General features: G+C 68.2%; 22 protein-coding genes. 20 read left to right on the top strand and 2 right to left on the bottom strand.

The window, feature by feature from the left end; translation table 11 throughout:
- Window positions 1–7: 7 nt before the first annotated feature.
- The 3 genes from HNO80_RS07165 (at window position 8) to HNO80_RS07155 (ending at window position 4,925) form a co-directional block, all read left to right on the top strand.
- Window positions 8–2,782 (top strand): PEP/pyruvate-binding domain-containing protein, encoded by a 2,775-nt coding sequence (locus HNO80_RS07165; protein WP_175322158.1) that lies wholly within the window; start codon window positions 8–10, stop codon window positions 2,780–2,782.
- A gap of 70 nt (window positions 2,783–2,852) precedes the next feature.
- Window positions 2,853–3,923, top strand: a complete 1,071-nt coding sequence (locus HNO80_RS07160) for an alpha/beta hydrolase (protein ID WP_249777211.1) — start codon at window positions 2,853–2,855, stop codon at window positions 3,921–3,923.
- 36 nt (window positions 3,924–3,959) lie between these two features.
- Window positions 3,960–4,925, top strand: a complete 966-nt coding sequence (locus HNO80_RS07155) for an alpha/beta fold hydrolase (protein ID WP_175322157.1) — start codon at window positions 3,960–3,962, stop codon at window positions 4,923–4,925.
- Here HNO80_RS07155 and HNO80_RS07150 read toward each other — a convergent pair.
- On the bottom strand, window positions 4,922–5,665 hold the full coding sequence (locus HNO80_RS07150; RefSeq protein WP_175322156.1) for a glycosyltransferase family 2 protein: 744 nt from the start codon (window positions 5,663–5,665) through the stop codon (window positions 4,922–4,924). The genes HNO80_RS07155 and HNO80_RS07150 overlap by 4 nt on opposite strands.
- A 160-nt stretch (window positions 5,666–5,825) precedes the next feature.
- Between HNO80_RS07150 and HNO80_RS07145 the strand changes: the two genes are divergently transcribed.
- The 13 genes from HNO80_RS07145 (at window position 5,826) to HNO80_RS07085 (ending at window position 21,444) form a co-directional block, all read left to right on the top strand.
- The gene (locus HNO80_RS07145) at window positions 5,826–6,029 is read left to right on the top strand and encodes a cold-shock protein (protein ID WP_013599688.1); all 204 of its coding nucleotides are present in this window, start codon (window positions 5,826–5,828) and stop codon (window positions 6,027–6,029) included.
- Between the two features lie 211 nt (window positions 6,030–6,240).
- Entirely contained in the window at window positions 6,241–6,876 is a 636-nt protein-coding gene (locus HNO80_RS07140) for a PAS and ANTAR domain-containing protein (RefSeq protein WP_175322155.1), read from the top strand.
- 169 nt (window positions 6,877–7,045) lie between these two features.
- Window positions 7,046–7,681, top strand: coding sequence for a LysE family translocator (locus tag HNO80_RS07135; RefSeq protein WP_175322154.1), 636 nt, complete (start codon window positions 7,046–7,048; stop codon window positions 7,679–7,681).
- 253 nt (window positions 7,682–7,934) lie between these two features.
- Entirely contained in the window at window positions 7,935–8,591 is a 657-nt protein-coding gene (locus HNO80_RS07130) for a hypothetical protein (protein WP_175322153.1), read from the top strand.
- A gap of 118 nt (window positions 8,592–8,709) precedes the next feature.
- Entirely contained in the window at window positions 8,710–10,683 is a 1,974-nt protein-coding gene (locus tag HNO80_RS07125; protein ID WP_175322152.1) for an APC family permease, read from the top strand.
- 411 nt (window positions 10,684–11,094) lie between these two features.
- On the top strand, window positions 11,095–11,193 hold the full coding sequence (locus HNO80_RS07120) for a potassium-transporting ATPase subunit F (protein ID WP_175322151.1): 99 nt from the start codon (window positions 11,095–11,097) through the stop codon (window positions 11,191–11,193).
- 7 nt (window positions 11,194–11,200) lie between these two features.
- Window positions 11,201–12,868: a potassium-transporting ATPase subunit KdpA gene (kdpA, locus tag HNO80_RS07115; protein WP_175322150.1), complete on the top strand. Its 1,668-nt coding sequence runs from the start codon at window positions 11,201–11,203 to the stop codon at window positions 12,866–12,868.
- Complete coding sequence (gene kdpB / locus HNO80_RS07110; protein ID WP_175322149.1) at window positions 12,865–15,003, top strand: potassium-transporting ATPase subunit KdpB; 2,139 nt, start codon at window positions 12,865–12,867, stop codon at window positions 15,001–15,003. The genes kdpA and kdpB overlap by 4 nt, the downstream gene beginning before the upstream one ends.
- An 8-nt stretch (window positions 15,004–15,011) precedes the next feature.
- A complete protein-coding gene (gene kdpC / locus HNO80_RS07105; protein WP_175322148.1) occupies window positions 15,012–15,641 on the top strand; it encodes a K(+)-transporting ATPase subunit C in 630 nt (209 codons plus the stop codon).
- 12 nt (window positions 15,642–15,653) lie between these two features.
- Window positions 15,654–18,329, top strand: coding sequence for a DUF4118 domain-containing protein (locus HNO80_RS07100; protein ID WP_175322147.1), 2,676 nt, complete (start codon window positions 15,654–15,656; stop codon window positions 18,327–18,329).
- Window positions 18,326–19,000 carry a response regulator gene (locus HNO80_RS07095; RefSeq protein ID WP_175322146.1) on the top strand — a complete coding sequence of 225 codons (675 nt, stop codon included), beginning with the start codon at window positions 18,326–18,328 and terminating at the stop codon, window positions 18,998–19,000. Before HNO80_RS07100 ends, HNO80_RS07095 begins: the two co-directional genes overlap by 4 nt.
- Window positions 19,001–19,030: 30 nt before the next feature.
- Entirely contained in the window at window positions 19,031–19,645 is a 615-nt protein-coding gene (locus HNO80_RS07090; RefSeq protein ID WP_175322145.1) for a DinB family protein, read from the top strand.
- Window positions 19,646–19,656: 11 nt separating this feature from the next.
- Entirely contained in the window at window positions 19,657–21,444 is a 1,788-nt protein-coding gene (locus HNO80_RS07085; RefSeq protein WP_175322144.1) for a sensor domain-containing diguanylate cyclase, read from the top strand.
- A gap of 18 nt (window positions 21,445–21,462) precedes the next feature.
- On the opposite strand, the gene HNO80_RS07080 is transcribed toward HNO80_RS07085, so the two are convergent.
- The gene (locus tag HNO80_RS07080) at window positions 21,463–22,683 is read right to left on the bottom strand and encodes an acyl-CoA dehydrogenase family protein (RefSeq protein ID WP_502707829.1); all 1,221 of its coding nucleotides are present in this window, start codon (window positions 22,681–22,683) and stop codon (window positions 21,463–21,465) included.
- Window positions 22,684–22,915: 232 nt separating this feature from the next.
- On the opposite strand from HNO80_RS07080, the gene HNO80_RS07075 reads away from it, so the two are divergent.
- The 4 genes from HNO80_RS07075 (at window position 22,916) to HNO80_RS07060 (ending at window position 26,372) form a co-directional block, all read left to right on the top strand.
- Window positions 22,916–24,652, top strand: a complete 1,737-nt coding sequence (locus HNO80_RS07075) for an AMP-binding protein (protein ID WP_175322143.1) — start codon at window positions 22,916–22,918, stop codon at window positions 24,650–24,652.
- A gap of 2 nt (window positions 24,653–24,654) precedes the next feature.
- Window positions 24,655–25,161, top strand: coding sequence for a MarR family winged helix-turn-helix transcriptional regulator (locus tag HNO80_RS07070; RefSeq protein ID WP_175322142.1), 507 nt, complete (start codon window positions 24,655–24,657; stop codon window positions 25,159–25,161).
- A 57-nt stretch (window positions 25,162–25,218) separates the two neighbouring features.
- The gene (locus HNO80_RS07065) at window positions 25,219–25,647 is read left to right on the top strand and encodes a DUF1761 domain-containing protein (RefSeq protein WP_175322141.1); all 429 of its coding nucleotides are present in this window, start codon (window positions 25,219–25,221) and stop codon (window positions 25,645–25,647) included.
- A 92-nt stretch (window positions 25,648–25,739) separates the two neighbouring features.
- Window positions 25,740–26,372 carry a class I SAM-dependent methyltransferase gene (locus HNO80_RS07060; RefSeq protein ID WP_175322140.1) on the top strand — a complete coding sequence of 211 codons (633 nt, stop codon included), beginning with the start codon at window positions 25,740–25,742 and terminating at the stop codon, window positions 26,370–26,372.
- Window positions 26,373–26,401 lie beyond the last annotated feature (29 nt).

The raw sequence follows: 26,401 nt of genomic DNA, 5'->3' as shown, positions 1-26,401 counted from the left end.
GCGACCCATGCGCTCCGAAGCGGACGACGAGGAGTCGGACGCCACCTCGCCGGACGAGTTCGTGCTGGACCTTGGCCGGACCGGCTCCGCTCCCCTGCGGCTCGTCGGCGGCAAGGCGCTGAACCTCGGCAAGCTCACCGCCGCGGGCTTTCCGGTGCCGCGCGGCTTCTGCCTGACCACCGACGCCTACCGCCTCGCGGCGCCGCCCGCGCTGGCGGCCCTGGCCGCCCTGCTCGACGCCCGGCTCGACGCTGCTGCCGACGCTCCAGCCGCCGACGGCGCTCCCGGCGCCGACGCAGCAGCTGGCCGAGCTTCCGGTCCGGGGCCGGCGGAACTGGACCGCGTGGCGGCCAGCGCCCGCGAGCTGGTCCTGTCAGCGCCGGTTCCGTCCGGCGTCGACGCGGCGCTGCGGAAGGCCTACGCCGCGCTGGGCGCGCAGCCGGCCGTCGCGGTGCGTTCCTCGGCCACCGCCGAGGACCTGCCCTTTGCCAGCTTCGCCGGCCAGCAGGACTCCTTCACCGGCGTCACCGGCGCCGACTCGGTCATCGACGCCGTGCGGCGCTGCTGGGCCTCGCTGTGGACCGACCGGGCGGTCGCCTACCGGTCCGCCAACGGGATCAGCCACCGCGAGGTGGGGCTCGCCGTCGTCGTCCAGCTCATGGTCGACGCCGCCACGGCCGGCGTGCTGTTCACCGCCAACCCGGTGACCGGGACCCGGACCGAGACGGTGATCAACGCCAGCCCCGGGGCCGGACAGGCCGTGGTGTCCGGCGCCGTGAACCCGGACCAGTTCACCGTGGAGACCGCGACGGCGGCGGTCCTGCGCCGCGCGCGGGGGGACGACGATCCGGCGCGGGGCTTCAGCCTGAATGACGCGGAACTCGGCGCGCTGACCAGGCTCGGCGACGCCGTCCAGCGTCTCTTCGGCGCACCGCAGGACGTGGAGTGGGTAATCGACGCCGCGGGCAAGGCCTGGCTGACGCAGTCACGGCCGATCACCACGCTGTATCCGCTGGAGGATCCGATCTCCGGGGACCCGTCCGCCCTGAACCCGGACCCCGACGGCGGAACCCGGGTCTACCTGTGCGGGACACTCCTGCAGGGACTCACCAGGCCAATCACCCCGATCGGGCTGGCCGCCCTCGGCGTGATGCGGAACCGCAAGGGACCCTGGCGCTACGTCAACCCCGGGCTGCGGATGTACGTGGACCTGACGGCGTTGGTGCACAACAAATGGGGCCGCCGCTACCTGACCCGGATGCTCCCGCTGGCGGACGGCCGGTCTGCCGCCATTTTTCCGGAACTGCTGGCCGACCCGCGGTTCGCGGCCAGCGAGCACCCGCGGAAGTTGCGGAAGTCGCGGAAGTCGCGGCCCAGGACGCCCCGGCCAGATAGCGGACCGCGGACCAGCGGCACCGAGGCCGGCGACAGCCTCGGCATGGTCCTGGGCCTGATCCCGGCGCTCATCGGCGCCGCACTCCGGCCCGAGGCGGAACTCCGCCGGGTGGAGGCCTACGGAAAACGCCTCGCAGCGCAGCTGGTGCTGCCCGAACCGGCCACGGCCCTGCAACGGCTGGACTACGCCGAACAGATCACGAACCGCACCATCGACGGCCTCATCCGGGCCACCCTGCCCGCCCCGTCCGTGGGCTACATCATGCTGGCGGTGGCCCGGCGGCTACTGCGCGGCATCGCCCCGCCCCGTGAGCTGGAGGCGGTGCTGCGCGGGCTGCCGCACAACGTGACCACCGAGATGGACCTTGAACTCTGGCAGCTGGCGGTGACCCTCGGGGCCGATCCCGCCTCGCGGGGCGCCTTTTTGGCGGAGCAGCCGGCCCGGCTGGCCGCCGCCTACCGCGCCGGGTCCCTTCCCGCGCCGGCGCAGGACGGGGTTCGGGCTTTCCTGGCCCGGTACGGCCACCGCGCGGTGGCCGAGATCGATCTCGGCATGCCGCGCTGGTCGGACGAACCGGACCACATCCTCGGCATGATCTCCAACTACCTGCGCGTGGAGGACCCCGAACAGGCCCCGGATCGGCAGTTCCGCCGGGCCGCCGAGCATGCGGAGGACAGGATGCGCAGCCTGGTGGACCGGGCAGCCGTTCACGGCAAGTGGCGCGCCCGGCTGCTTGAGCTGTCCCTGCGCCAGGTCCGGGAGCTATCCGGCCTGCGCGAGCTGCCGAAGTTCCACATTGTGAAGATCCTCGGTGAAATGCACCGCCAGCTGCTGCTGGTCGGCGCGGAACTGCTGCGGACCGGCGTCGTGGCGGCGGCCAACGACGTGTTCTTCCTCGACTTCGACGAGCTCCGGGTGGCCCTTCGGGGCGCCGGCATGCAGGGCGTCGTCGCCGAACGCCGCCGCCTGTACGACGTCGAACTGCGGCGGCGCCACATCCCCCGTCTGCTGCTCTCCGACGGGACAGACGTGGAGGCCGCCGTGATGGCGAAGCGGCCGGCCACCGGCGCCCTGTCCGGGACCCCGGCCTCGGCCGGCACCGCAACCGGAACGGTCCGGGTGATCATGGACCCGGTGGGCGCCCGCCTCGAGCCCGGCGAAATCCTGGTGGCACCCTCGACCGACCCCGGCTGGACGCCGCTGTTCATGACGGCGGGCGCGCTGGTCATGGAAATGGGCGGCGTCATCTCGCACGGCGCCGTCGTCGCCCGCGAATACGGCATCCCCGCGGTGGTCGGCGTGCCGGACGCCACCACGCGGCTGCACACCGGCCAACGCGTCACCGTGGACGGCGCCGCCGGCACGGTCCGGGAACTGCCGGACTGACCGGGGCCGCACTGCCCAGGACAGGCTGCCCTCACCGTGGTAGCACAGCCGTGCCAGTTAGAATGGCAGCATGACCCCGGCGGTCCAGCTACCACCCCAGCAACCCTTCCCGCAGCAGCCGGCGCAATACCCTGCGCAGCCGACCGGCGGCGCCTTCGGCCTCGCCCGACGCGCGCGCGGCGTGCTGCGCCGGGTTCCGGTGTGGGCCTGGCGGGTCCTGATGCACTCGCTGGGCCCGAGCGAAAAGGCCCGCTTCAACGCCGACCCCGTCACCGGCGTCGACTACTTCCACGACATTGACTTCGTGGGCGACGGCACCCGCGCTCACCGTCTGGACGTCATCACCCCGGCCGCCGCTGGAGCCGCTCCTACGGACGGCGCCGGGCCGCTGCCGGTCTACGTCTACTTCCACGGCGGGGGCTGGACCTCGGGCGACAAGGCCTCGCTGACCAAGTACTGCGCGAGCCAGGCCGAGGGCGGGATGATCGCCGTCAACGTGAACTACCGCCGGGCCCCGCGCTTCCACATGGCCCACGTCCTCCAGGACGCCAATGCTGCGCTTGCCTGGGTCCGCGACAACATCGCGGGCTTCGGCGGCGACCCCGCCAGGATTGTCCTCGGCGGCGACTCCGCCGGCGGCCAGATCGCCGCCCTCCTCGCCGCGGCCAGCTTCCGCCCGGAACTGGCCGGTCATTACGGGCTGGCGCCGGCAACCCCCGCCTCAAGCCTGCGTGGGCTGGTGCAGCATTGCAGCGTTGTGGACTTCTCCGTGTTCTTCGACAAGGGCTTCGTCCTCAGCCTGGACTTCGTCCGGATGCTCCTGCCCCGGGCAGTGCGCCGCCCTGGCCGCCGCCGCATTGCGGAACTGCGCAGGGCGGCCGGCTTCCTGTCCCCGATCGAGTGGCTCGACGCCCGGTTCCCGCCGGTCTTCGTGACCACCTCGGAACGCGACTTCTTCTACGCCGCCAACCTGAACTTCATCGAGCGCCTGCGGGAGCACGAGGTGCACGTCGACACCCTGATTTACGGCTGGGACTCCCCAAACACCGAACACACGTGGCAGCAGGACTTCCGTTACCCGGAGTCACAGGAGGTCTACCGCCGCCTGCACGCGTTCGTGCGCAGGGTGGCTGGCGCCTGAGGATCCCGGTCCGGCGCCGGGGGCTATGTTTAGTCCATGGCGTCAACAGGCCGCAACCTTCCGGGCGCACCGGAACCGGACCCCGGAGTCTTCGGCTCGGGGCTCGTCGACGAGGCCGCCCGGCTGGACGCCGCCCTGCCCGACGTCGACTGGTTCGCCCCGCCGTCGGACTCTGTCCGCGGGGCCTTCCACGCGCCGAGCGGTGAGCTGGCGACCTTGTCCATGGGCAACCCGGCCCATCCACGGGTGCTGATGGTCCCGGGCGCCACGGGTTCCAAGGAAGACTTCTCGCTGATGCTGCCCCGGCTCGCGGCCGCCGGCTACTTTGTGCTCAGCTGCGACATCGCCGGCCAGTACGAGTCCGCCGACGCCGGGCCCGAGCACCTCGACCCGCCGCGGGAGCACTACGACTACCAGCTCTTCACCGACGACCTGATCGCCCTGCTGGAGGCCGGGGAGGGCGCCGCGCACGTCGTCGGCTACTCCTTCGCCGCGATCGTCGCGCAGGTGGCGTTCGCGCAACGGCCCGAGCTGTTCCGCAGCCTCACGCTGCTCAGCTGCCCGCCCGAGCCCGGCAACAGCTTCCGGGGGGTCCAGCGGATCGGCCGGTTCAGCGGCTGGGCCGGCGCCAGGGTCGGTGCGGCGCTGATGATCGTGGGCATCCGCAGCAACGTGGTCCGCGTGGCGCCGAACCGGATCCGTTTCGTGCGGTACCGCTTCCGCTTCACCCGCCGGACAGCCGTGCGCGACATCTTCGGGCTGATGCAGCACGCACCGGACCTCAGGCCGGTCCTGGCCGCGGCGGCGCTGCCGAAGTTTGTCGCAGTCGGCGAACACGACCTCTGGCCGCTCGCACTGCACCGCCGCTTTGCGCAGGCGATCGGCGCGAAGATCTCCGTCTACCGGGGCGGCCACAGCCCCAGTGAAACGTCGCCGCACCAGATGAGCCGGGACCTGATCGCGCTCTACGCCGACGCCGACGGGACGCCGCCTGGCAGCTAGCGCCGGTGGGCGCGTTCCCAGCGCTTGCGGCGGCGGCGCCGGCGCAGCGGGGGCTCGGAGCTGAACTCGACGCCGAACGTCGTCCACGCCATCGACAGCCGGCGCCCGACTGCGTGCCGGCTTTCGAACGGCCGGGCCGAGACGCCCACCCGCAGCGAAGGCTCCCAGAGCACGGCCACCTCCGGCGGGATCTGGTAGGAAATGTCGAGGTCGTCGTGGACCGGCGGCCGGCCCCGGTGGACCCTGCCACGGATCCTCTCCCAGACGTCGGCCCGCAGGGCGAAATTGGAGCCAAACAGCGGCGGATGCCCCAGCAGGAAACCGATGGCCCACAAGTAACCGGCAATCCAGATGTTCCGGCCCACCCAGCGCGCGAACCGCGTCCCGCCGTAGAAGTCCCCGGGCCCGCTCACCGCGGTCAGCGGACCGGCTTTGTCCAGGATGGCTTCGACACGTTCCAGCCAGTCGGCGGGCGGGACCGAGTCGGTATCCAGGCGCGCGATGATTTCCGAGTCCGCCTCATCAAATCCGCGGGCGGTGGCCGCCGCGATTCCGGGCAGGTCAACGACGATCCGCCGCGCCCCGGCGGCCGTGCAGACCGCGGCAGTGTTGTCCGTGCTGCCGTTGTCCACCACGATCACCTCGTCGGCGCGGCGGCTCTGCCTGCCGAGTGCCGCCAGGCACACGGCGAGCATCTGCGCATCGTTCCGGGTGGGAATAACCACCGAGATTGTTGTCATGGTGAGCTGACTATAGCTTCAGCCCGGGGTTAACTCCCGCACTCAGCCTCTTGCACCGCGGCCCTGCGCCCCGTACGTTGGGGACAGCGGACGAATGTCTCCGCAGCCGTTGGCCTTGCGTGGCCGCCGGAGATCAGCAGCATTTCAGAAGGATAAAGGCATGGCTACAGGCACAGTTAAATGGTTCAACGCCGAAAAGGGTTTTGGCTTCATTGCCCCGGATGACGGGTCGGCCGACGTTTTCGCCCACTACTCGGCAATCGCTTCCAGCGGCTACCGCTCGCTGGACGAGAACCAGAAGGTCGAGTTCGACGTCACCCAGGGTCCGAAGGGCCCCCAGGCTGAGAACATCCGCCCGCTCTAAGCTTTCAGGAAGGCCCGGCCTGCCGGAACACTTCTCCTAGAAAACATGAAGCCCCTCCGGAGCCACTCCGGAGGGGCTTTGTTTCGTTGTCAGACAGTGGCCCACCGTGGACACTGTCGAAGGCCTGCGACGGTCGCACTCCTGCGATATTCTGGTCTTTTCAGGCCCAGACGCAGGATCGCCGGGCGTAGCACGTCGAACGGCCCGGACCATGACATCGAAAAGCAAATATCCGGGGTCAGTCCCTGACCGAGTCCCCAACGACGACTTCCTCAACTGCCCCACCGGGCTGGTCGAATACTACTTCGCCGACGGCGTTTTCCGCTGGTCTGATGGCCTCTACAGACTCTACGGGTATGAACCGGGCGAAGTGGTCCCGTCGATGGAAATGGTCTTCCCTCACCTCGAGCCCGAAGACCGGCCAAAAGTCCAGGCCTATTGGGAACGCGTGGCGGCCGTGGGCGGTCCATCGTCCATCTACGTCTCAATCCGCGACCGAAAGAACCGACAGCACAAGTTGCTCTTCTCCGCGGACTTCATCCTCGAAGGGGACACACCCGTCGGTGTCTGGGGCGTCATCGTGGACCTCACCCAATCAATCCATACGGACCGTCATCAACTCGCCACAGAAGCGGTCGCGGCGTCGGCCCGCAACCGGGCGGTTATCGAGCAGGCGAAGGGCATCCTCATGGGGCGCACGGGCGTCAACGCGGATGAAGCATTTGGGCTCATGAGCCAGTTGAGCGCCGACACGAACCGCAAGGTCACCGCCATTGCCAGCGAAATCGTCGAGCGCGCCACGGCCATGCCCAAGGATGCGAAGAGCCAAGATCTTCCCACGCTGTAGCGTCCCCCCAGCCGACAGCGCGGCTACACTGTGATGTCAAGGGGCGAAAATCGGCCCGAACCACAGGCAGGGCCAAATCTTCGCAGCCCTGCCACCGGCTCGGCCGGCCGAGTCCGCTTGGGGCCGGCTGATACGGGCCGAAGATCCGTCCTCCCGGGAGCAGCCCTTGATGGTCGAACAGCTGATGGCCTTTGCACTGACCTGCGTCGTCGTAGTCGTCGTCCCCGGCCCTGATTTTGCCCTGGTGCTGAAAAACGCCCACCGCGGACCCGGGTCAGCGGCATCAACGGCGATCGGGATCATGGCCGGCAACACGATCCTTGCCCTTCTCGCGGTGCTCGGCGTTACGGCACTTTTAGGGGCGTCCGAAATTCTTGGCACCGCGATCAGGATCGCCGGAGCCGCCTACCTACTCTTCCTGGGGATCAGCGCCCTGTGCGAGGCCTTCGGCCGGCCCCGCAGCCAGCCCGCAGCGTCGCGACCCAGGTTGCGGTTTGGAGGAGGGTCCCCCTTCCTGCAGGGGATGGTCAGCAACCTGCTCAACCCCAAGGTCGCCGTCTTCTATCTGTCCCTTTTCCCCCAATTCAACCTCGGCCCGCTCCCCCCTCTGGAGCAGCACGCGCTGATGGCCGGCATCTTTCTGCTCACCGCGTTGGCTTGGTACGTCGTGCTGGTCCACGCGCTCACGAAGGTCTCCACAGCACTGGGCCGTCCTCGCGTGAAGCGGATCATCACGGGTGGATCCGGTACCGTCCTGCTCGGTGTCGGCGGGACCATCCTGACGAAGTCACTGATCTCAACATAAGGGTTCATGTTCCACCGGTCGCGGCCCCAGGCACGCGACCGTCGAGAATTGCCGCTAGTCCCCTCGCTCCGGGTACGCCGGATGCAGCGAGGGCCCCGGATCGTGCACATTAGGATTGCGCAAACTTTAGGCCCTCATGCGTAAGGAAAGCATTAAGGCCCATTCCGCCGAGACCCCGCGGGTGGTGTCATAAGGGGAGAGGACCCTGCGGCTACCGTGGCGGCATTCCGGTCCTCTGCAGGAGCCAACCACAATGAACACCCCTCCCCGCCAGCAACCGGACACGCCAGGCCGTCTGGCCAGCGCCGGTGACGCCCGGGATTTCATCGCCGTCGACGACGGCGGGGACTTTTCGTATTACCGCTCCGAGCATGACCTGCTGGCCGCTTTCGAATACGCCGCAGAAGCCGCCTGCATTCTGGACCGCGAGGGAACCGCCTACCGACTGATGGTGGATCCGGATCGCCGCCTGGTGCTAGGCCGCTCCCTTGGTCCAGTTGAATATCACTGGCTCAAAAACGCGTGGTGGAACGCCCAGACGGCACATTCCGAAGAACACCGGTTGCGGCGGTTCCCGGCCGAGTCCGCGGCTGAACTGATCGCCGACCTGTTCGAGGTCCTCGCCCTGGACGAAGGAATCGCACCGGCCCAGCGGCAGTGGTCTCTTCTTATTGGCAGCGCCACATCGCATCCCCGTGACTTGAAAGAAATCAACCGCCGACTTTCACACCAACGGGCCCTCGACCACGTCCGGATTCAGGATCCCTTCGGACACGTCTACCGGGCGGCCCGGCACCGCACGCATCGTCTTCTGCCCGCCGTGGCGGCCGCCATCCTCTACCTGGAGATCCATGCCTTCCCGCCGCCGGCCCCCCGCGCCACCTCACGGAAAGACGACGGCCGGCAGTGAACCGCCGCCTGTGCGTTAAAGATCCGTCAAGATTGCTGCCGTAGCACCATGAGCGGCGCCGCGCCGGGGTTACAGTCGGGGGTGGACACGATGGCGGGTATCGCGCGGAGAGGCACTAATGACGACGATGAGCAGACCGCCCGCGGACCCCTCGGTGCGGCCCGGAACGGCTGAAAACTTCAGGCAGTGGCTGCTGTTCGGCCTGCAGGACGCCAAAGGAGTCCACCAGGGTCCGGGCGCGGCCAGCGATGCGCATCTGAAGAAGCATCCGTGGTGGCAGGTGATGTGCCTGACCGGTGTCGACTACTTCTCCACCCTCGGCTACCAGCCGGCCATCGCGGCCTTAGCCGCGGGCGTGATATCGCCGCTGGCGACCATCGTGTTGGTGGCTGTCACCCTGCTCGGCGCCCTGCCCGTCTACCGCCGCGTTGCCGGCGAGAGCCACCGCGGCGAGGGCTCCATTGCCATGCTGGAGCGGCTGATGCCGCGCTGGGGCGGAAAGCTCTTCGTGCTGGTGCTGCTCGGCTTCGCGGCCACGGACTTCATGATCACCATGACACTCTCGGCCGCAGATGCCACCGCGCACGCCATCCAAAATCCCTTCGCGCCCTCCTGGATCCAGGGCCAAAACGTCCTGGTCACCCTATTCCTGCTGGCCATGCTGGCGGCGGTGTTTCTTCGCGGATTCAAAGAGGCAATCGGCGTGGCGGTCTTCCTTGTCGCCGTCTATCTTGGCTTGAACGTCGTCGTGGTGGTCGTGACCGTGTTTGAAACGCTGACGCACCCCGTTGCGGTCGGTGACTGGTGGCAAACCTTGACCACGTCGCATGGAAACCCGTTGCTGGCGGTCGGGATCGCGCTGCTGGTCTTCCCGAAGCTCGCCCTCGGCCTGTCCGGTTTCGAGACCGGCGTGGCCGTGATGCCGCAGATCAAGGGGCGCCCCGGCGATACCGACGAGCACCCCGCCGGCCGGATCGAGGGGGCGCGCAGACTGCTGACCACCGCCGCCGTCATTATGAGCGCTTTCCTGATCACGACCAGCTTCACCACCGTGGTTTTGATCCCGGCCCAGGAATTCCAGCCCGGGGGCCAAGCCAACGGCCGCGCGCTCGCCTTCCTGGCCCACGAATACCTCGGCGCGGGCTTCGGCACCGTTTATGACATCTCCACGATCGCCATCCTCTGGTTCGCCGGCGCCTCGGCCATGGCCGGGCTGCTTAACCTCGTGCCGCGCTATCTGCCCCGGTACGGGATGGCCCCCGGCTGGGCCCGGGCCGTGCGTCCGCTCGTCCTGGTCTTCACGCTGGTCGGGTTCCTGATCACCTGGCTGTTCGACGCCGACGTCGACGCCCAAGGCGGCGCCTACGCCACCGGCGTGCTGGTGCTAATGACCTCGGCGGCCATCGCCGTGGCACTCTCTGCCCGCCGCCAAAGGCAGCACAAACGCACCATCGGGTTCGGTGTGATCGCCGTCGTCTTCGTCTACACCACGGTTACCAACATCATCGAACGGCCCGAAGGCATTCGTATTGCCGGGTTCTTCATCCTCGGCATCATCGTGATTTCGCTCCTCTCTCGGGTCCGGCGCTCCTTCGAGTTGCACGCCACCCACGTCCATCTGGACCGGCAGGCGCTGGAATTCATGTCCGATGAGCTGGAAGGGCCGCTGCGGATCATCGCCCACGAACCGATGCGCCTCAGCGCGGAGGCCTACCGGCAGAAGCTGGAGTCCGCCATCGAGGTCAGCCATCTGCCGCTGGACTACCAGGCCCTGTTCCTGGAGGTGGTCGTGGACGACTCCTCGGACTTCGAAACCGAGCTTGAGGTCCGTGGCATCACCCGGCACGGCTACCGGATCCTGGAGGTGCACGGCCCCGTGGTCCCCAACACGATCGCTTCGGTGCTGCTGCATATCCGGGACGTAACCGGGCTGATGCCGCACATCTACTTCCGCTGGACCGAGGGGAACCCGGTTACCAACCTGCTGCGTTTCCTCGCATTCGGCGAAGGGGAAATTGCGCCCGTCACCCGCGAGGTCCTACGCGAGGCCGAACCCGATGTCACCAAGCGCCCGTGGGTTCACGTCGGCTAGCACCCCCGCCGCATTGCCCACCCGGCCACGGCGTGACCGTCGCCATTCCCCTGCCCGCCGCGTTACGGGTCGACCGCACGACCGTCCGTCCGGCACCTGCCTCGAACAGCTGCATTCTGGCGGCGCTTCTCTGCTTTGGGGGCCGGCACGGCCCCGGCGGCGGCCCCGCCGTTAAACCGCCGTCAAGATGAGCCGTGAAGTCGTTAAGAAATCATCAGGAACCGGAAAATTCGTGCCGGAGAGGAGTTGACTGTCATTAACCCCGCAAACGGGGCGTAGATGAAAGGAACCCGCGATGGCCGACCTGGCTGTTCTTGGAATCCTCATGGCATCCATGGGGTTCATTATGTGGATTGGCCACGTCCTGGCCGTGATGGTCGGCGGCGCCGAGGACCGGCCGGAGGGCGGGCAATGAGCGCCGACGCGATGATGTGGCTGGTTCTGCTCATTGCGGGACTGAGCCTCTTCGGATACCTGCTCGCTGTCTTGATCCACCCGGAAAAGTGGTGAGGCGCAGATGACGTTCAATACCGCCTCATTCATTATCCAAGTCACCGCTCTGGTGGTGGTCCTCGCCGCCCTTCACAAGCCCCTGGGGATCTACCTGGCCCGAGCATTCGAGGGCACAACGTCCAACCGGCCCGAGCGCCTGTTCTACCGGCTCGCCGGGATCGACGCCGGCACCGAGCAGACGTGGCCCGTGTACCTTCGCAGCGTCCTCGCTTTCTCGGCGGTGTCCATCCTGATGGTCTTCGGACTCCAGCGGCTGCAGGGCATCCTGCCGGGCAGCGGATCTCTCCCCGGCGTGGACCCGTGGATTGCGATGAATACCGCCATTTCCTTCGTGACCAACACGAACTGGCAAACCTACGTACCGGAGACCACGGTCGGTATCTTCGTGCAGATGGCCCTGTTGGCGGTCCAAAACTTCCTCTCCGCGGCGGTCGGCATCGTCGTCGTCGTCGCCCTGATCCGGGGCATCGCCCGCACGCGCACCGACCGGCTGGGCAACTTCTGGGTGGACCTGGCCCGGACCTCGTTCCGGGTGCTGCTGCCGATCGCGCTCGTCGGCGCGGTGGTGATGGTCCTGGGCGGTGTGGTGCAGAACTTTTGGTCCACCGAGGTCGTGAACCAGGCTTCGGGAGTCTCCCAGGTCATTCCAGGCGGGCCCGTCGCCTCCCAGGAAGCCATCAAAGTGTTGGGGACCAACGGCGGCGGCTACTTCAATGCCAATTCCGCCCACCCGTTCGAAAACCCCAATGCTTTCATCAGTCTCTTCCAGGTGTTCTTGATCCTGCTCATCCCTTCGGCGCTGCCCTACGCCTTCGGCCGGATGGTGGGGGACCAGAAGCAGGGCTACACGGTGGCCGCCGTTATGGGCATCCTCTGGCTGGCCTCCACCGCCCTGATGGGCTGGGCCACGGCAGCCGGCCAAGGAACCGCGACGGCGGCCGCGGGCGGCCTGGGCGAAGGCTTCGAACAACGCCTCGGTCCGGTGCCGAGCGCGATCTTCGCCACGTCCACCACGCTGACCTCCACCGGGGCGATCAACGTCGCTCACGATTCCCTGCCTCCGCTGGCCGGCGGAGTGGCCATGGTGAACATGATGCTCGGCGAAGTCGCCCCCGGCGGCACCGGATCCGGGCTCTACGGCCTGCTGATCCTCTCCATCATCTCCGTCTTCATCGCCGGCCTCATGGTCGGACGCACCCCCGAGTACCTGGGCAAGAAGATCGGCCCGACCGAAATGAAGCTGGCCGCCATGTACATCCTGGTCACCCCGACCCTGGTGCTGGCCCTGTCCGGCATCACCGTCATACTGCCCGATATCATGGCCAATGCCCCGGCATCCGGGCCGCACCAGTTCAGTGAAGTGCTCTACGCGTTCACCTCCGGTGCCAACAACAACGGCTCCGCCTTCGGCGGCATCACCACCTCCGGCCCCTTCCTGTCGGTCATGATGGGCCTGGCGATGCTGTTGGGCCGGTTCCTCCCGATCGTTCTGGTCCTCGCCCTGGCCGGGTCCCTGGCTAGGCAGGTCAAGATTCCCGCCTCCGCCGGTACCGTTCCCACCCACGGCCCCCTGTTCGCCGGCCTGCTGCTGGGCGTGACAGTGATTTTCACCGCCCTGAGCTACTTCCCTGCCCTTGCCCTGGGCCCCCTCGCAGAAGGACTCCTCAAATGACCCGGTCCAGCACGGCATCAGCCTCGGACACCGACGCCCAGACCTACGCCGACGGCAACCCCCTAGGCACCCCGGGCGAACACAAACACCACACCCAGGCCCCGGCCAAACTTACGCTCACGTCCGTCGCGGCCGCGCTGCCGCTCGCGGTCCGGAAGCTCTCGCCGCGCCAGATGATCCATTCGCCCGTGATGTTCACCGTGCTGGTCGGGGCCGCCCTGTGCACGGCGATCTGCCTGTACCGGCCGAGCGTGTTCGGCATCGCGGTCACCGTCTGGCTGTGGCTGACCGTGCTGTTCGGCACGCTCTCGGAGTCAATCGCCGAGGGCAGGGGCAAGGCCCAGGCCGACAGCCTCCGGGCCAGCCGCAAAGGAGTCCACGCCCGGCTCAGGCAGTCCGACGGCACCACCAAGGACGTCCCCGGCACGGAGTTGCGGCTGAATGACATCGTCATCTGCGAAGCCGGGGACGTGATTCCCTCCGACGGGGAAATCATCGAGGGTCTGGCGAGCGTTGACGAATCGACCATTACCGGCGAATCGGCCCCGGTGATCCGGGAATCCGGCGGCGACCGGTCCTCCGTGACCGGCGGTACCAGGGTCCTGTCGGACCGGATTGTCATCCGGATCACCGCCGAGCCCGGACAGACATTCATCGATCGGATGATCAAGCTGGTCGAAGGTGCCGTGCGACAGAAGACGCCCAACGAAATCGCCCTGCACGTGCTGCTGGTGTCTTTGACCATTGTGTTCCTGGCCGTGACCATGTCGCTGGCTCCGTTCGCGGCCCTGGCCGGGGCCACCCCGTCCCCGATCGTGCTGGTCGCGCTGCTGGTCTGCCTGATCCCTACCACCATTGGCGCGCTGGTCCCGGCGATCGGCATCGCCGGCATGGACCGACTGGTCCAGCACAACGTACTGGCCACCTCCGGCCGCGCCGTGGAAACCGCCGGGGACATCACCACGCTGCTGCTGGATAAGACCGGAACCATCACCTATGGCAACCGCCGCGCCGTCAATTTTTTCCCCGCCAACCATGTGGAGCGGACCCAGCTGATCGAATCGGCCCGGGTCTGCAGTCTGGCCGACGAAACCCCCGAGGGACGCTCCATCGTGGATCTTGCCGCGGACAAGGGCGTGACCGGGTCCGATCTGGCCACCCTGGAACGCAGCTCCGGCGATTTTGCGGTGGTGCCCTTCAGCGCCAGCACGCGCATGAGTGGGCTGGATATTGATGGGCTCCAGATCCGCAAGGGCGCCGCCTCCACGGTCGCCGCCTTCGTGGCCGAGTACGGCGGACACACCCCGGCCGAGGTGGACCACCGGGTGAAGGAAATTTCAGCCCAGGGCGGCACGCCCCTGCTGGTCGCCCAGGTGGGTAAGGACGGTCGCGCGGACGTCCTCGGGACCATCCACCTCGCCGATGTCGTCAAACCGGGCATGCATGCCCGTTTCGCCGAGCTGCGGAAGATGGGCATCCGGACCGTGATGATCACCGGTGACAACCCCATCACTGCCAAGGCGATCGCTGCCGAGGCCGGGGTCGATGATTTCCTGGCCGAGGCAACCCCTGAGGACAAGCTCGCGGTCATCAAAAAGGAGCAGGCCGCGGGCAGGCTCGTGGCGATGACCGGGGACGGCACCAACGACGCCCCTGCACTGGCGGCGGCGGACGTCGGCGTCGCCATGAACTCCGGAACCCCTGCCGCAAAGGACGCCGCCAACATGGTGGACCTCGACTCGGACCCCACCAAGCTCATCAATATCGTCGGCATCGGCAAGCAGCTGCTCATCACCCGCGGCGCCCTGACCACCTTCTCGGTCGCCAACGACGTCGCCAAGTACTTCGCGATCGTCCCGGCCCTGTTCACCGCCGCCTTCCCCGGGCTCGGACTGCTGAACATCATGGGCCTGGCCACACCGTCCTCGGCCATCCTGTCCGCCGTGATCTTCAACGCCCTGATCATCATCGCCCTGGTCCCGCTGGCACTGCGCGGCGTCAAATACCGTGCCGTCTCCGCCAACCAGGCACTGGGACGGAACCTGCTGATCTATGGCCTCGGCGGGCTGATCGCCCCATTCATCGGCATCAAGATCATCGACCTCATCATTTCCCTCATCCCCGGAATCGGCTAGGAAAATCCATGAACACACTGACCGGCTATCTCCGCCAGGCCGGAACCGCCCTGCGGTTCCTACTCCTCGCCACACTGGTCCTCGGCGTGGCGTACCCCCTAGCCGTGCTCGGCGTCGGACAGCTCATCGCCCCCTACCAGGCCAATGGCTCCATCATCAAAGACGGTGCCGGCGCCCCGGCCGCGTCGGCCCTGATTGCCCAGGCCTCGGCCGACGATTCCGGCGCCCAGGACCCCGAGTGGTTCCACGCCCGGCCCTCGGCCGTAATGTGGGATCCGGCGTCGTCCTCAGCCACCAACCTCGGCCCCAATGATCCCAAGCTCCTGGCGGCTGTGAAGGCCAACCGGACCACCGTCGCCTCCGCCGAAGGCATCAGCGAATCCGCTGTTCCGGCCGACGCCATCACGGCCAGCGGCTCTGGGCTGGACCCGGACATCTCCCCCGAGTACGCGAGGTTGCAGGTTTCGCGCGTCGCTTCGGCCCACGGGCTGAACCCCGACCAAGTGGCGTCGCTCGTGGAGCGGCACACCAGCAGCGGGATAACCGCGTTCCTGGGACAGCCATCGGTCAACGTGACGTCCTTGAACCTGGCAGTCGCTGCCGCGTCGCAGGCATCGCAGCCGGCACAATCCAAGTGAGAGAATGACGGCATGGCACGTGGAACGCTGCGTATTTTCCTGGGGGCAGCGCCCGGGGTCGGCAAGACCTACGAGATGCTCGAAGAGGCACACCGGCTCGGCGAGCGCGGCGCGGACGTCGTCGTCGCGTTTGCCCTGGACCACGGTCGCAGCGAGACCCGTGCGTTGCTGCAAGGCCTGGAGGTCATTCCTCCCCGGCGATTGAGCTACCGGGGTACCGAGTTTGAAGAAATGGACCTTGACGCCGTGCTGGCCCGGGCACCGGGGATGGCAATCGTGGACGAGTACGCCCACTCCAACGTGCCCGGCAGCCGTAACCCCAAACGCTGGCAGGACGTCGACGAGCTGCTCGAGGCGGGAATCGATGTCCTATCCACCGTTAACATCCAGCACCTCGCCTCGCTGGGGGACGTCGTCAGCGCGATCACCGACGTCCGCCAGGCCGAGACAGTGCCCGACGAGGTGGTGCGCCGGGCCGATCAGATCCATCTGGTGGACATCTCCCCGGAGTTGCTCCGGCAGCGCCTGGGCGACGGCAAGATCTACGCCCCCGAGAAGATCGACGCCGCCCTGTCGAATTACTTTCGGCTGGGGAACCTGACTGCGCTGAGGGAACTGGCGCTGCTGTGGCTGGCCGATCGCGTGGACGAGGGCCTCGCCAAATACCGGGCGGAACAGGGCATCGAGGAAAGCTGGCCGGCCCGGGAAAGAATCGTGGTGGGGCTCACCGGCGGACCTGAAGGCGAGGTCCTGATTCGCCGCGGCGCCAGGATCCTCAACCGGGTCAACGGCGGTGACCTGCTGGCGGTGCATGTCCGGGTGGCAGACGGGGTGGCCCATGAGTCCCCCCAGGCGCTCGAAGCCCAACGCCATTTGCTCTTGGACCTCGGTGGCAGCTACCACATTGTGACGGGCGAGGATCCTGCGGGGGCGTTGCTGGACTTCGCCCGGAGCGTCAATGCCACCCAGATCGTCGTTGGCATCTCCCGGCGCAAAAAGGTGTCCGCCCTGCTGGAAAACCTGCTTGGCGGAGGCGTCGGCACGCGGGTGGTTCGGGATTCCGGCGATATCGACGTCCACATGGTCTCGCACCCGCTCGGCGGGCGTGGCACGTTGCCGTCCCGGCAACGCGATCTGGGGCGTGTCCGGGTGACGGTGGGGTTCGTCCTGGCCGTCGCGCTCCCGGCCGTGCTGCAGCTCATCCTGCTGTTCGTCAACCCGGAACGGAACGTGGCCACCGTGATGCTGGTCCAGCTGAGCGGCTCGATTGCGGTGGCGCTAGTCGGTGGGCTCTGGCCGGCCATTCTCGCCGCGCTTTGGAGCAGCCTTCTGGTGAACTACTTCTCAACCCCGCCGGTGGGGAACCTCACCATCAGCGATCCGCAGAACCTCCTGGCCCTGCTGGTGTTTGTGGGCGTTTCGGCGGCGGTGGCCGTCGTCGTCGACCTGTCCGCCCGGCGCTCCAAGGAGGCCGCGCGCGCCCGCGCGGAAGCCACCACCCTCAGCGACCTGGCCCGGAGTGCAGCCGGTTCGGATGACATGCTCCATGCCCTCCTGGAGCAATCGCTGGGCGTCTTCCAGGTCCGCGGGGCGGCCGTCTTCAGCCTCGACGATTCGGGGGGCGAGGCCGGCCCGGCTGGCGCAGATGATCGGCGGTGGCGCCTCACAGGCGCGGCCGGGGAACTTTCCGAGGCCGACACCGACCGCGGCGGCGTCAACGGCGAGAACATCGAGGAGATTGACGCGTCCACACGCCTCGTGCTGTTTGGCCGGATCCTGCCGGCCAGCGACCGGCGCTTGTTGGCAGCCTTCGGCGTCCATCTTGCCGCGCAACTGGAGCGCCAGCAGCTCGTGGCCAGCCGCCGGCAGATGCTGCGCCTAGCCGAAAGCAACACGATCCGCACGTCTATTTTGCGCGCTGTTTCCCACGACCTCCGCACTCCCCTGGCCGGCATCAAACTCGCCGTCGGCGGCCTGCGCCATGACGGCGCCCGCTACACGCAGGAGGAGCAACAAGAGCTGCTGGCCACCATCGAGGAATGCTCCGACCGGCTGGACGCTTTGGTGGGCAACCTCCTGGATATGTCCCGCATCAGCGCCGACGCCGCCACCCCCTTACTCCGGCCGGTGCGCTGGTCTGAGGTGGTCCCGGATGCCCTGCGGGGGGTGCCGGAAGGGCGCGTCCGGGTCGAACTGCCTGCCAACATGCCCGAGGTGGATGCGGACCCGGGCATGCTGGAGCGTGTCATCGCCAATGTCGTCGAGAACGCGGTGAAATATGCGCCGGATTCCGACATTGTCCTCGTTGGGGCAGGAGGGGGCCTGAGTCCGGTGACTCTCGAGGGACATCCGGCCGGAGAGCTGCGCATCATTGACCACGGCCGAGGGATTCCGGCAGAGAGGGTCGTGGAAATGTTCCGGCCGTTCCAGCGTCTGGACGACGCCCCGCGGACTAGCGGCATCGGCCTCGGTCTGGCCGTGGCGAAGGGTTTCACGGACGCCATGGGCGGAACCCTGAGCGCCGAGGCCACCCCGGGCGGCGGCCTGACCATGGTCATCCGGCTTCCGCTCTCCACTGGCGCGCCGTTCGAGGCGCGACACCAGCAAGCACCCTTGGAACCGCAGTCGGCCGTGTCGCGCCGGAGTCATTCACTGCCGGTCGCTGCGTCCGGGCCGGACGCCGGATGACCGCCGTCCTGGTGGTCGATGACGACCCGCATCTGCTCAGGGCCCTGCGGATCACGCTGCAGGCGCACGGCTACGACGTGACGACCGCGGCGGACGGCCACTCGGCACTGCTGGCGGCCAGCCAGCACCCCTTGGCGCTTGTCATCCTGGACCTTGGGCTGCCCGATATGGACGGAACTTCGGTGATCCGCGAACTGCGCAGCTGGAGCCAGGTTCCCGTGCTGGTGTTGTCGGCCCGCCATGGCTCGGAGGACAAAGTCCAGGCCCTGGATGCTGGCGCGGACGACTACATCACGAAGCCTTTCGGGCTGGATGAACTGCTGGCCCGGCTGCGCGCGCTGCTGCGCCGCAGCGCCGATCCGGATCACGAACCGGTGGTCACGACCGACGCCTTCACCGTGGACCTCGGCAAGCGCCGGGTCACGCGCGACGGCGAGGACGTCCGCCTGACCCCGACGGAATGGAACATCCTGTCGGTGCTGGTCCGTAACCCGGAGAAACTCGTCACCCAGCAACAGCTGTTGTCCGAGGTGTGGGGCCCGGCCTACGCGAAGGAAACCAACTACCTTCGCGTGTACATGGCCCAGCTCCGCCGCAAGCTGGAACCGGACGCCGCCGCGCCCCGGCACCTGCTCACGGAGGCCGGGATCGGCTACCGCTTCATGCCCTGAAGCGGCGGGCCGGCCGGTAGGATTCCGGGCATGGACGAGAAGGAGATTCTGCACCGGTACCTGCGCCTGCGCCGCGCCGAACTGCTGGCCAAGCTGGACGGTCTGGATGAGTACGACGTCCGCCGGCCCCTGACGCCCACCGGAACCAACCTCCTGGGCCTGGTCAAGCACGTGGCCAGCGTCGAGATCGGCTACTTCGGCGAGGTGTTCGGCCGCCCCCACGCCCAGCCCCTGCCCTGGCTGGAGGAGGGTGCCGAACCGGATGCCGATCTGTGGGTAACCCCGGACGAGACCCGGGAGCAGATTGTGGAACTGCACCACGCAGCCGCTGCCCACACCGACGCCACCATTGAGGCCCTTCCGCTGGACGCTCCGGGCGAGGTTCCGTGGTGGGCCGGGGACCGCCGGCACGTCACGCTGCAGCAGATCCTGGTCCATATGTGCGTTGAAACGGCGCAGCACTTGGGCCATGCGGACATCCTCCGCGAACTCATCGACGGGACGGCCGGGAAAGGGCCCGGCGACCCAAACCTGACGCCGCGTACCGCCGAGGATTGGGCCGCGCACCGGGCCGGGATAGAGACGGCGGCCCGGACGGCCGCACGGGCCGCTTCCCCGGTTTTCCGTCAGGAGTCGCCGCAATAGATACTGGGGCAATGAATATTCACAGCGCTCTCACCCGGGAGAACGCACGGCAGCCGTCGCTGCCAGAGGTACCGGCCCAGATGCGGGCCGTGCTCAACGGCATTCCGGCGATGGTGGGCTACTGGGACTCCGGGCTGCGCAACCGGCTGGCCAACGACGCGTACCGCGAGTGGTTCGGGGTCACCCCCGAGGAACTGCACGGCATCCACATCCGAGATTTGCTCAGCGACGCCGTGTACGAGGCCAACTACCCCCACATTTCCAAGGTGCTCGACGGCGAGCCGCAGCTTTTCAAGCGCACGCTCACGGATGCCGCAGGTGCGACGCGTTTCGCCGAGGTCTCCTACATGCCGGACCTTCGCAACGGCGGCGAAGGCGGCGACGGCGGGGTTCAGGGTTTCTTCGTCATGGTCACGGACGTCACCGAGCGGGTGCTCGCCGAGCGCCGCCAGCAGCGCGACACGGACCGCTACCGGGCGTTGGCCCGCAGCATCCCCGGCGTTTTTGTCCTGCTCTTCGATTCGGAGCTGCGCTACCTGATCGCCGAAGGCCAGGAGCTGGAGGCCTTCGGCTACCGTGCCGACGAGCTCGAGGGCCGGCGCATCCATGAAGTGCTCGACGGCGCCCTGGCCAATGAGCTGGAGCCCCGCTACCGCGCCGCGTTGTCCGGCCAGGAGGTCTCCTGGAGCCGGCAGATCGGGCCCCGCACCTACCGGCTGAAGGCCGGTCCCGTTTACTCCGACGACGACGCAACCGCCGGCATGGTGGTGGCGGTCGACGTCACCGATCGGCTCCGGCAGGAACAGACGTGGGCCGCGCTGCACGAGATCGCCACCGCCGTCGCCCGCAACGCCGCCCCGGCGGACATCGCGGAGCAGGTCGCGTTCATCGTCCGGGACCTCTTCCAGGTGGACTCGGCCGCCGTCGTCCGCTTCACCGGCGCGCTGTCAGCGGAAATCGTGGCGATGGCGCCGGAGTTGCCGCCCACCCTGAGCCGGACACACGTTTTTTCGCCCACCGACACCTCGGCCACCGTCCGGGTCGCGGTCACCGGCAAACCCGCCCTGGTGGTCTACGGCCCGGAAGGCGGCCCCGCCGCCGAGCAGATGCGGGCCGGAGGCTTCCAGTCGGCGGCGGCCGCCCCGATCAGGGTCCACGGCAGCCTCTGGGGCGTCGTCACCCTGACCTCGAAATCCAGCACGGGCGTCACCGAGGCGATGCTGGAACGGCTGGCCCAGTTCGCCGAACTGGTGGAGATTGCCATCGGCAACACCGAGGCCCGCGCCAGCCTGGAGCTGCAGGCCACCACGGACCAGCTCAGCGGCCTGCCCAACCGGCGCGCCCTGGAGCAGCACCTCTCGCACGAGATCGAGCTGGCGGCCACGCGCGGGACCAGGCTCAGCGCCGTCGTCCTCGACATCGACCACTTCAAGAAGGTCAACGACACCTTTGGCCACCTCATGGGCGATGTGGTGCTCGCGGATGTCGCGGCCCGGCTCCGCGGCGTCGCCCGCCAGGGCGAGATCGTGGCCCGCTTCGGCGGGGAGGAATTCGTCTGGCTGCTGCCGGGGACTGACGGCCCGGAGGCCCTGCTCGCGGCGGAACGGGCCCGCGCGGCCATCGAGTCGGAGCCGTTCGGCGAGGTCGGCTCCATCACGGTCTCCGCCGGCGTCTGCGAACTTGGCGACGCCGGCAGCCACAGCCTGCTGGCCTGCGCGGACCGGGCGCTGTACGCGGCCAAGCACGCCGGCCGCAACCGCAGCGAGCGCTACGGCGCCTCCCGCCAGGACGTTACCTGAGCGCGGCTGCGTCAGCCTCTAGACGAAGGCGGACTTCCCGGTCACGGCCCGGGCGACGATCAAGGAGTTGATCTCGTAGCTGCCCTCGTAGGTGTAGAGGATCTCGGCGTCGCCGAAGAGCTTGCCCATCTCGTAGTCGGTGCTGATCCCGTTGCCCCCCAGCAGCGAGCGCCCCATCGCGACGGAGGCCCGGGCCAGCCGGGTGGTGGTGGACTTTGCCATGGCGGCCTGCACCATTTCCAGCTTGCCCTCCTGCTGGATCCGCGCCAGCTGGGCCATCAGCGCCAGCGAGACGCTGGCGTTGCCGAGGATCTCGGCCAGCTGCTGCTGGACCAGCTGGAAGCGGGCCAGCTCTTTGCCGAACTGCTTGCGTTCCAGCGAGTAGGCCCGGGCGACGTCGAACGCGGCCAGCTGGATGCCCGCGGCCTGCCAGCCCACCCAGGCGCGCGAGTCCCGCAGCAGTTCGTTGGCGCGCGAGAAGTCCGTGGCACCGGGCAGCAGGTTGGATTCCGGGATGCGGACCTCGTCCAGGACGATGTCCGCGTTCTGCATGATCCGTAGGCCGATCTTGTTCGCGATCTTGGTGGCGGTGTAGCCGGGCCGGTCCGTCTCCACGATGAAGCCCTTGATCTGCTGGTCCGCGACGTCGCGGGCCCAGACCAGGGCGAAGTCGGCGATGGTGCCGGCGCCGATCCAGCGCTTGGCTCCGGTGATCACCCATTCGCCGTTCTCCAGCCGCGCCGTGGTGGACAGCCCGCCGGCAATGTCCGACCCGTGGTCCGGCTCGGTCAGGGCAAAGGCGCCGAGCTGGGTGAAGGCGGTGAGCCCCGGCAGCCAGCGGGCCTTCTGCTCCTCCGAGCCGAGCTCGTCGATCATGCCGACGATCAGCTCGTTGTGGATCCCCACCAGCGCCGAGAGCGAGACGTCGGCGCGCGCCACCTCGACGTACATCAGCCCCTTGAAGAGCTTGGAGCTGCCGTCCGTCTGCAGGCCGCCGAGGCCGTGCTTGCCCAGCTCGTCGAGCAGGCCGAAGGGGAACTCCTCGCGGTTCCAGTAGTCGATGGACGCGGCGCGGATCCGGGTCTGCAGGAACTCCCGGATCTCCTGGTATCGCTCCCGTTCGTCCGGGGGCAGCAGGTCCACGATGTACATCAGGTCCGCGTCCGGGAACGGCGGAGTTACCGGGGCCTGGGCCGAACTTTCCGCGGCGCCGCGGCTCGCCGGTGCCTGGCCTGCCATTGCCTCGCCTGCCATTGCCTTGCCTGCCATTGCCTTGACGGCGGTCTGTCCGCCGGCACTTCCTTGTGACTGCACGGGCACGTATCCCTTCGTAATGTGCCGCGCATCGGCAGCAACATCGGCTCTTCCAAACCCTTGGATGTCCTAGTATATTGCACAGTGATGTGGATCACTAGGCCAGCGGCGGCCGCCACCGGACCGCCTGGCTGCGACCGGCTGCGAAAGGTGCACCATGACCGTCACTGAGGAATTCCGCGCCGCGAGGGATAGGCTGCTGGCCCTGCGCGGGGACTACGCCGCTGCCCGGCAGGAATTCGAATGGCCGCGCTTCCAGGAGTTCAATTTCGCCCTGGACTGGTTCGACCAGATCGCCGCCGATCCGGCCAAGGCGGACAAGCCCGCCCTGGTGATCGTGGAACAGGACGGCACGGCCACGCGGCGCAGCTTCGCTGACCTCTCGGTGCGCTCCGCGCAGGTGGCCAACTGGCTCCGGGCCCAGGGCGTGCGCCGCGGGGACCGGATGATCATCATGCTCGGCAACCAGGTGGAGCTGTGGGAACTGATGCTGGCCGGCATCAAGCTCGGGATCGTGATGATCCCCACCACCACGCTGATGGGTCCGGCCGACCTGCAGGACCGGGTGGAACGCGGCGGCGCCAGCTGGGCCGCCGTCGGAAGCGCCAACATCGACAAGTTCACCGGCGTCCCGGGCGACTACCGCCTGATCGAAATTGGCGACGCCGCCGGCAACGCCGAAATCAACACGGCCGCGCTGCAGTACAGCGAGGCTGCGGGCGCGGCGGAAGACTTCAGCCCGGACGCGCCGACCCTGGCCGACGAGACCCTGCTGCTCTATTTCACTTCCGGCACCACCTCCAAGGCCAAGCTTGTGGAGCACACGCACACTTCCTACCCGGTGGGCCACCTGTCCACCATGTTCTGGATCGGGATGGAGCCGGGCGACGTGCACCTGAACGTCGCCTCACCCGGCTGGGCCAAGCACGCCTGGTCCAACGTGTTCACGCCCTGGATCGCCGAGGCTTGCGTGTTCATCTACAACTACGAGCGATTCGACGCGAAGGCGCTGATGGAGCAGATGGACCGCGAGCGGGTGACGAGTTTCTGCGCCCCGCCGACGGTCTGGCGGATGCTGATCCAGGCCGACCTGACCCTGCTCAAGAACCCGCCCACGAAGGTGGTTTCCGCCGGCGAGCCGCTCAACGCCGAAGTGATCGACCAGGTCTACCGCGCCTGGGGCCAGACCATCCGGGACGGCTTCGGCCAGACCGAGTCCACCGTGCAGATCGCCAACACCCCGGGCCAGCCGATCAAGATCGGCGCGATGGGCCGGCCGCTGCCCGGCTACGACGTCGTCCTCGTGGACCCGGCCACCGGGGAGGAGGCCGACGACGGCGAGCTGTGCCTGCGCCTGGACCCGCGGCCCGTCGGGTTGATGAAGGCCTACTACGGAGACCCGGAAAAGACGGCCGAGGCCTTCCGTGACGGTTACTACCACACCGGTGACATGGCCAGCCGGGACGAACGCGGCATCATCACCTACGTGGGCCGCGGCGACGACGTCTTCAAGTCCTCCGACTACCGGCTCTCCCCGTTCGAGCTGGAGAGCGTGCTGATCGAGCACCCGGCGGTGGCGGAGGCCGCCGTCGTCCCCTCCCCCGACGCGCTCAAACTATCCGTGCCCAAGGCTTTCGTGGTCCTGGCGGCTGGCCACGAACCCGGGCCCGAGCTGGCCGAGGACATCCTGCGCTACTGCCGCGAGCACCTGGCGCCGTTCAAACGGATCCGCCGGCTGGAGTTCGCCGAGCTGCCCAAGACCATTTCCGGCAAGATCCGGCGGGTGGAACTGCGGCACAGCGAGGAGCTGCGGCACGGGGCCGGGGGCGTGCCGGAGGGCCTCGGCACGGAGTACTCGGAGGCGGACTTCCCCGGGCTGAAGGGGCAGGGCTAGGCATGGGCACCCCGCTGCCGCGTGATCCGATCGCCGACGCCCAGCGGAACTGGGAACGGCACGGCTGGGCCGACGTCGCCGCCCCGATGGCTGCCATCACGGCGGTCATGCGGACCCAGCAGATCTTGCTGGCACGGATCGAAACCGCGCTCAAGCCGTTCGGGCTGACGTTCGCGCGCTACGAACTGCTGGCCCTGCTCAGCTTTGCCCGCAGCGGGGCGCTGCCCATGAACAAGGCGAGCGCCCTGCTCCAGGTGCACCCCACCTCCGTGACCAACGCCGTCGACCGGCTGCAGGAGGCCGGGCTGGTGCTCCGCTCCCCACACCCCACCGACGGACGGACGACGCTGATCGAGCTCACCTCGGAGGGGCGCACGCTGGCCAAGCGGGCGACGGCGGTGCTGAACTCGGAGGTCTTCGGCCAGTCCGGCTTCGAGGAGCAGGATGTGGAGCAGCTGATCCGGATCCTCGGCAACTTCCGGCGCAATGCCGGGGACTTCAGCGGCTAAGCCGTACACTTCGTTTGCGGGCCGTCGACCGGACGGCCCGGAGCTGAGGAGAGCCCCATGATTCCGGAGATCAACATCTGGGCGGTACTGCTGGCCACGCTGTCCAGCATGGTGGTCGGGTCCGTCTGGTACACGCCCAAAGTGTTCGGCAACTACTGGATGCGCATCGCCAAGGTCAGCCCCAGCGGGGACGCCAGGGACGCCGTCAGGCCCATCCTGATCACCTTGTTGGTCAGCTTTGTCAGCGCCTGGGTGCTGGCCGGCTCCGCCGCCCTCTCGCAGCACTTCTACGGCGGAAACTTCCTCGCCAACACTCTGGTCACCGCCCTGATCCTGTGGGCCGGGTTCACTGCCGCCCGCTTCATCACGCACGACGCGTTCGAGGGGCGCCCCGTTGGCCTGACCGTGCTGAACTGCGCCCATGAACTCGTAACCCTGATGGTGATGGCCCTGATCATCGGTTTGTTCGGGATCAGCGCCGCGTAGCCGCTCCTCCGACGCGCACCGCGCCTAGACTGGATGGGCGGCCGGAGCGGCAGGCGCCCGACCGCGTACGACGGTGCCCGGAGGAGATCTGCATGGAATTCGACGAATCGTTCTGGGATGAGCGGTACCGCCAGCACGGCCAGCACGGCTCGGTGTGGAGCGGTCAACCGAACCCCCAGCTGGTGGCTGAGGCCGCCGATCTCGCCCCGGGTTCCGCGCTCGACGTCGGGGCAGGGGAAGGCGCCGACGCTGCCTGGCTTGCCCGGCGCGGCTGGCGGGTGACCGCGGTGGACATCTCGTCTGTGGCGCTGGCCCGGGCGGCCGCGGCCCTCGAAGACGAGCCGGAAACCGCCGCCCGCATCACCTGGCAGCACCAGGACCTCACCTCCTCGCCTCCGCCGGCCGGGACCTTCGACCTTGTCTCGGCGCAGTTTCTGCACCTGCCAGCCCCGCAGCGCGACGGCGTGTACAGCAGGCTGGCGGCCTCGGTGGCACCGGGCGGGACGCTGCTGATCGTCGGCCACCACCCCTCGGACCTGGAGACCAGCGTGCGCCGGCCCTCCGCCCCGGGACTGCTCTTCACCGCCGAGCAGCTCGCCGCGGACCTGGACCCCGATGACTGGGAGATCGTGACCTGCACGGCGCGGCCGCGGGCCACGGAAGATTCCGACGGCGCACCGGTGACGGTCCGGGATTCAGTGCTCCGCGCCAAGCGCAAGGCCTAGCGCGGCCGCATCACCCCCGGGCGCCCAGT

The sequence above is a fragment of the Arthrobacter sp. C9C5 genome (assembly GCF_013359735.1).
Classification (GTDB): domain Bacteria; phylum Actinomycetota; class Actinomycetes; order Actinomycetales; family Micrococcaceae; genus Arthrobacter.
The sequence above is the reverse complement of the archived record's forward strand: the minus strand, read 5'-3'. Positions and strand labels throughout refer to the sequence as shown.

Coding starts and splice junctions, on each gene's coding strand:
- HNO80_RS07165 (WP_175322158.1), top strand. CDS start 8: ATGCGCTCCGAAGCGGACGACGAGGAGTCGGACGCCACCTCGCCGGAC.
- HNO80_RS07160 (WP_249777211.1), top strand. CDS start 2,853: ATGACCCCGGCGGTCCAGCTACCACCCCAGCAACCCTTCCCGCAGCAG.
- HNO80_RS07155 (WP_175322157.1), top strand. CDS start 3,960: ATGGCGTCAACAGGCCGCAACCTTCCGGGCGCACCGGAACCGGACCCC.
- HNO80_RS07150 (WP_175322156.1), bottom strand. CDS start 5,665: ATGACAACAATCTCGGTGGTTATTCCCACCCGGAACGATGCGCAGATG.
- HNO80_RS07145 (WP_013599688.1), top strand. CDS start 5,826: ATGGCTACAGGCACAGTTAAATGGTTCAACGCCGAAAAGGGTTTTGGC.
- HNO80_RS07140 (WP_175322155.1), top strand. CDS start 6,241: ATGACATCGAAAAGCAAATATCCGGGGTCAGTCCCTGACCGAGTCCCC.
- HNO80_RS07135 (WP_175322154.1), top strand. CDS start 7,046: ATGGTCGAACAGCTGATGGCCTTTGCACTGACCTGCGTCGTCGTAGTC.
- HNO80_RS07130 (WP_175322153.1), top strand. CDS start 7,935: ATGAACACCCCTCCCCGCCAGCAACCGGACACGCCAGGCCGTCTGGCC.
- HNO80_RS07125 (WP_175322152.1), top strand. CDS start 8,710: ATGACGACGATGAGCAGACCGCCCGCGGACCCCTCGGTGCGGCCCGGA.
- HNO80_RS07120 (WP_175322151.1), top strand. CDS start 11,095: ATGAGCGCCGACGCGATGATGTGGCTGGTTCTGCTCATTGCGGGACTG.
- kdpA (WP_175322150.1), top strand. CDS start 11,201: ATGACGTTCAATACCGCCTCATTCATTATCCAAGTCACCGCTCTGGTG.
- kdpB (WP_175322149.1), top strand. CDS start 12,865: ATGACCCGGTCCAGCACGGCATCAGCCTCGGACACCGACGCCCAGACC.
- kdpC (WP_175322148.1), top strand. CDS start 15,012: ATGAACACACTGACCGGCTATCTCCGCCAGGCCGGAACCGCCCTGCGG.
- HNO80_RS07100 (WP_175322147.1), top strand. CDS start 15,654: ATGGCACGTGGAACGCTGCGTATTTTCCTGGGGGCAGCGCCCGGGGTC.
- HNO80_RS07095 (WP_175322146.1), top strand. CDS start 18,326: ATGACCGCCGTCCTGGTGGTCGATGACGACCCGCATCTGCTCAGGGCC.
- HNO80_RS07090 (WP_175322145.1), top strand. CDS start 19,031: ATGGACGAGAAGGAGATTCTGCACCGGTACCTGCGCCTGCGCCGCGCC.
- HNO80_RS07085 (WP_175322144.1), top strand. CDS start 19,657: ATGAATATTCACAGCGCTCTCACCCGGGAGAACGCACGGCAGCCGTCG.
- HNO80_RS07080 (WP_502707829.1), bottom strand. CDS start 22,683: ATGGCAGGCCAGGCACCGGCGAGCCGCGGCGCCGCGGAAAGTTCGGCC.
- HNO80_RS07075 (WP_175322143.1), top strand. CDS start 22,916: ATGACCGTCACTGAGGAATTCCGCGCCGCGAGGGATAGGCTGCTGGCC.
- HNO80_RS07070 (WP_175322142.1), top strand. CDS start 24,655: ATGGGCACCCCGCTGCCGCGTGATCCGATCGCCGACGCCCAGCGGAAC.
- HNO80_RS07065 (WP_175322141.1), top strand. CDS start 25,219: ATGATTCCGGAGATCAACATCTGGGCGGTACTGCTGGCCACGCTGTCC.
- HNO80_RS07060 (WP_175322140.1), top strand. CDS start 25,740: ATGGAATTCGACGAATCGTTCTGGGATGAGCGGTACCGCCAGCACGGC.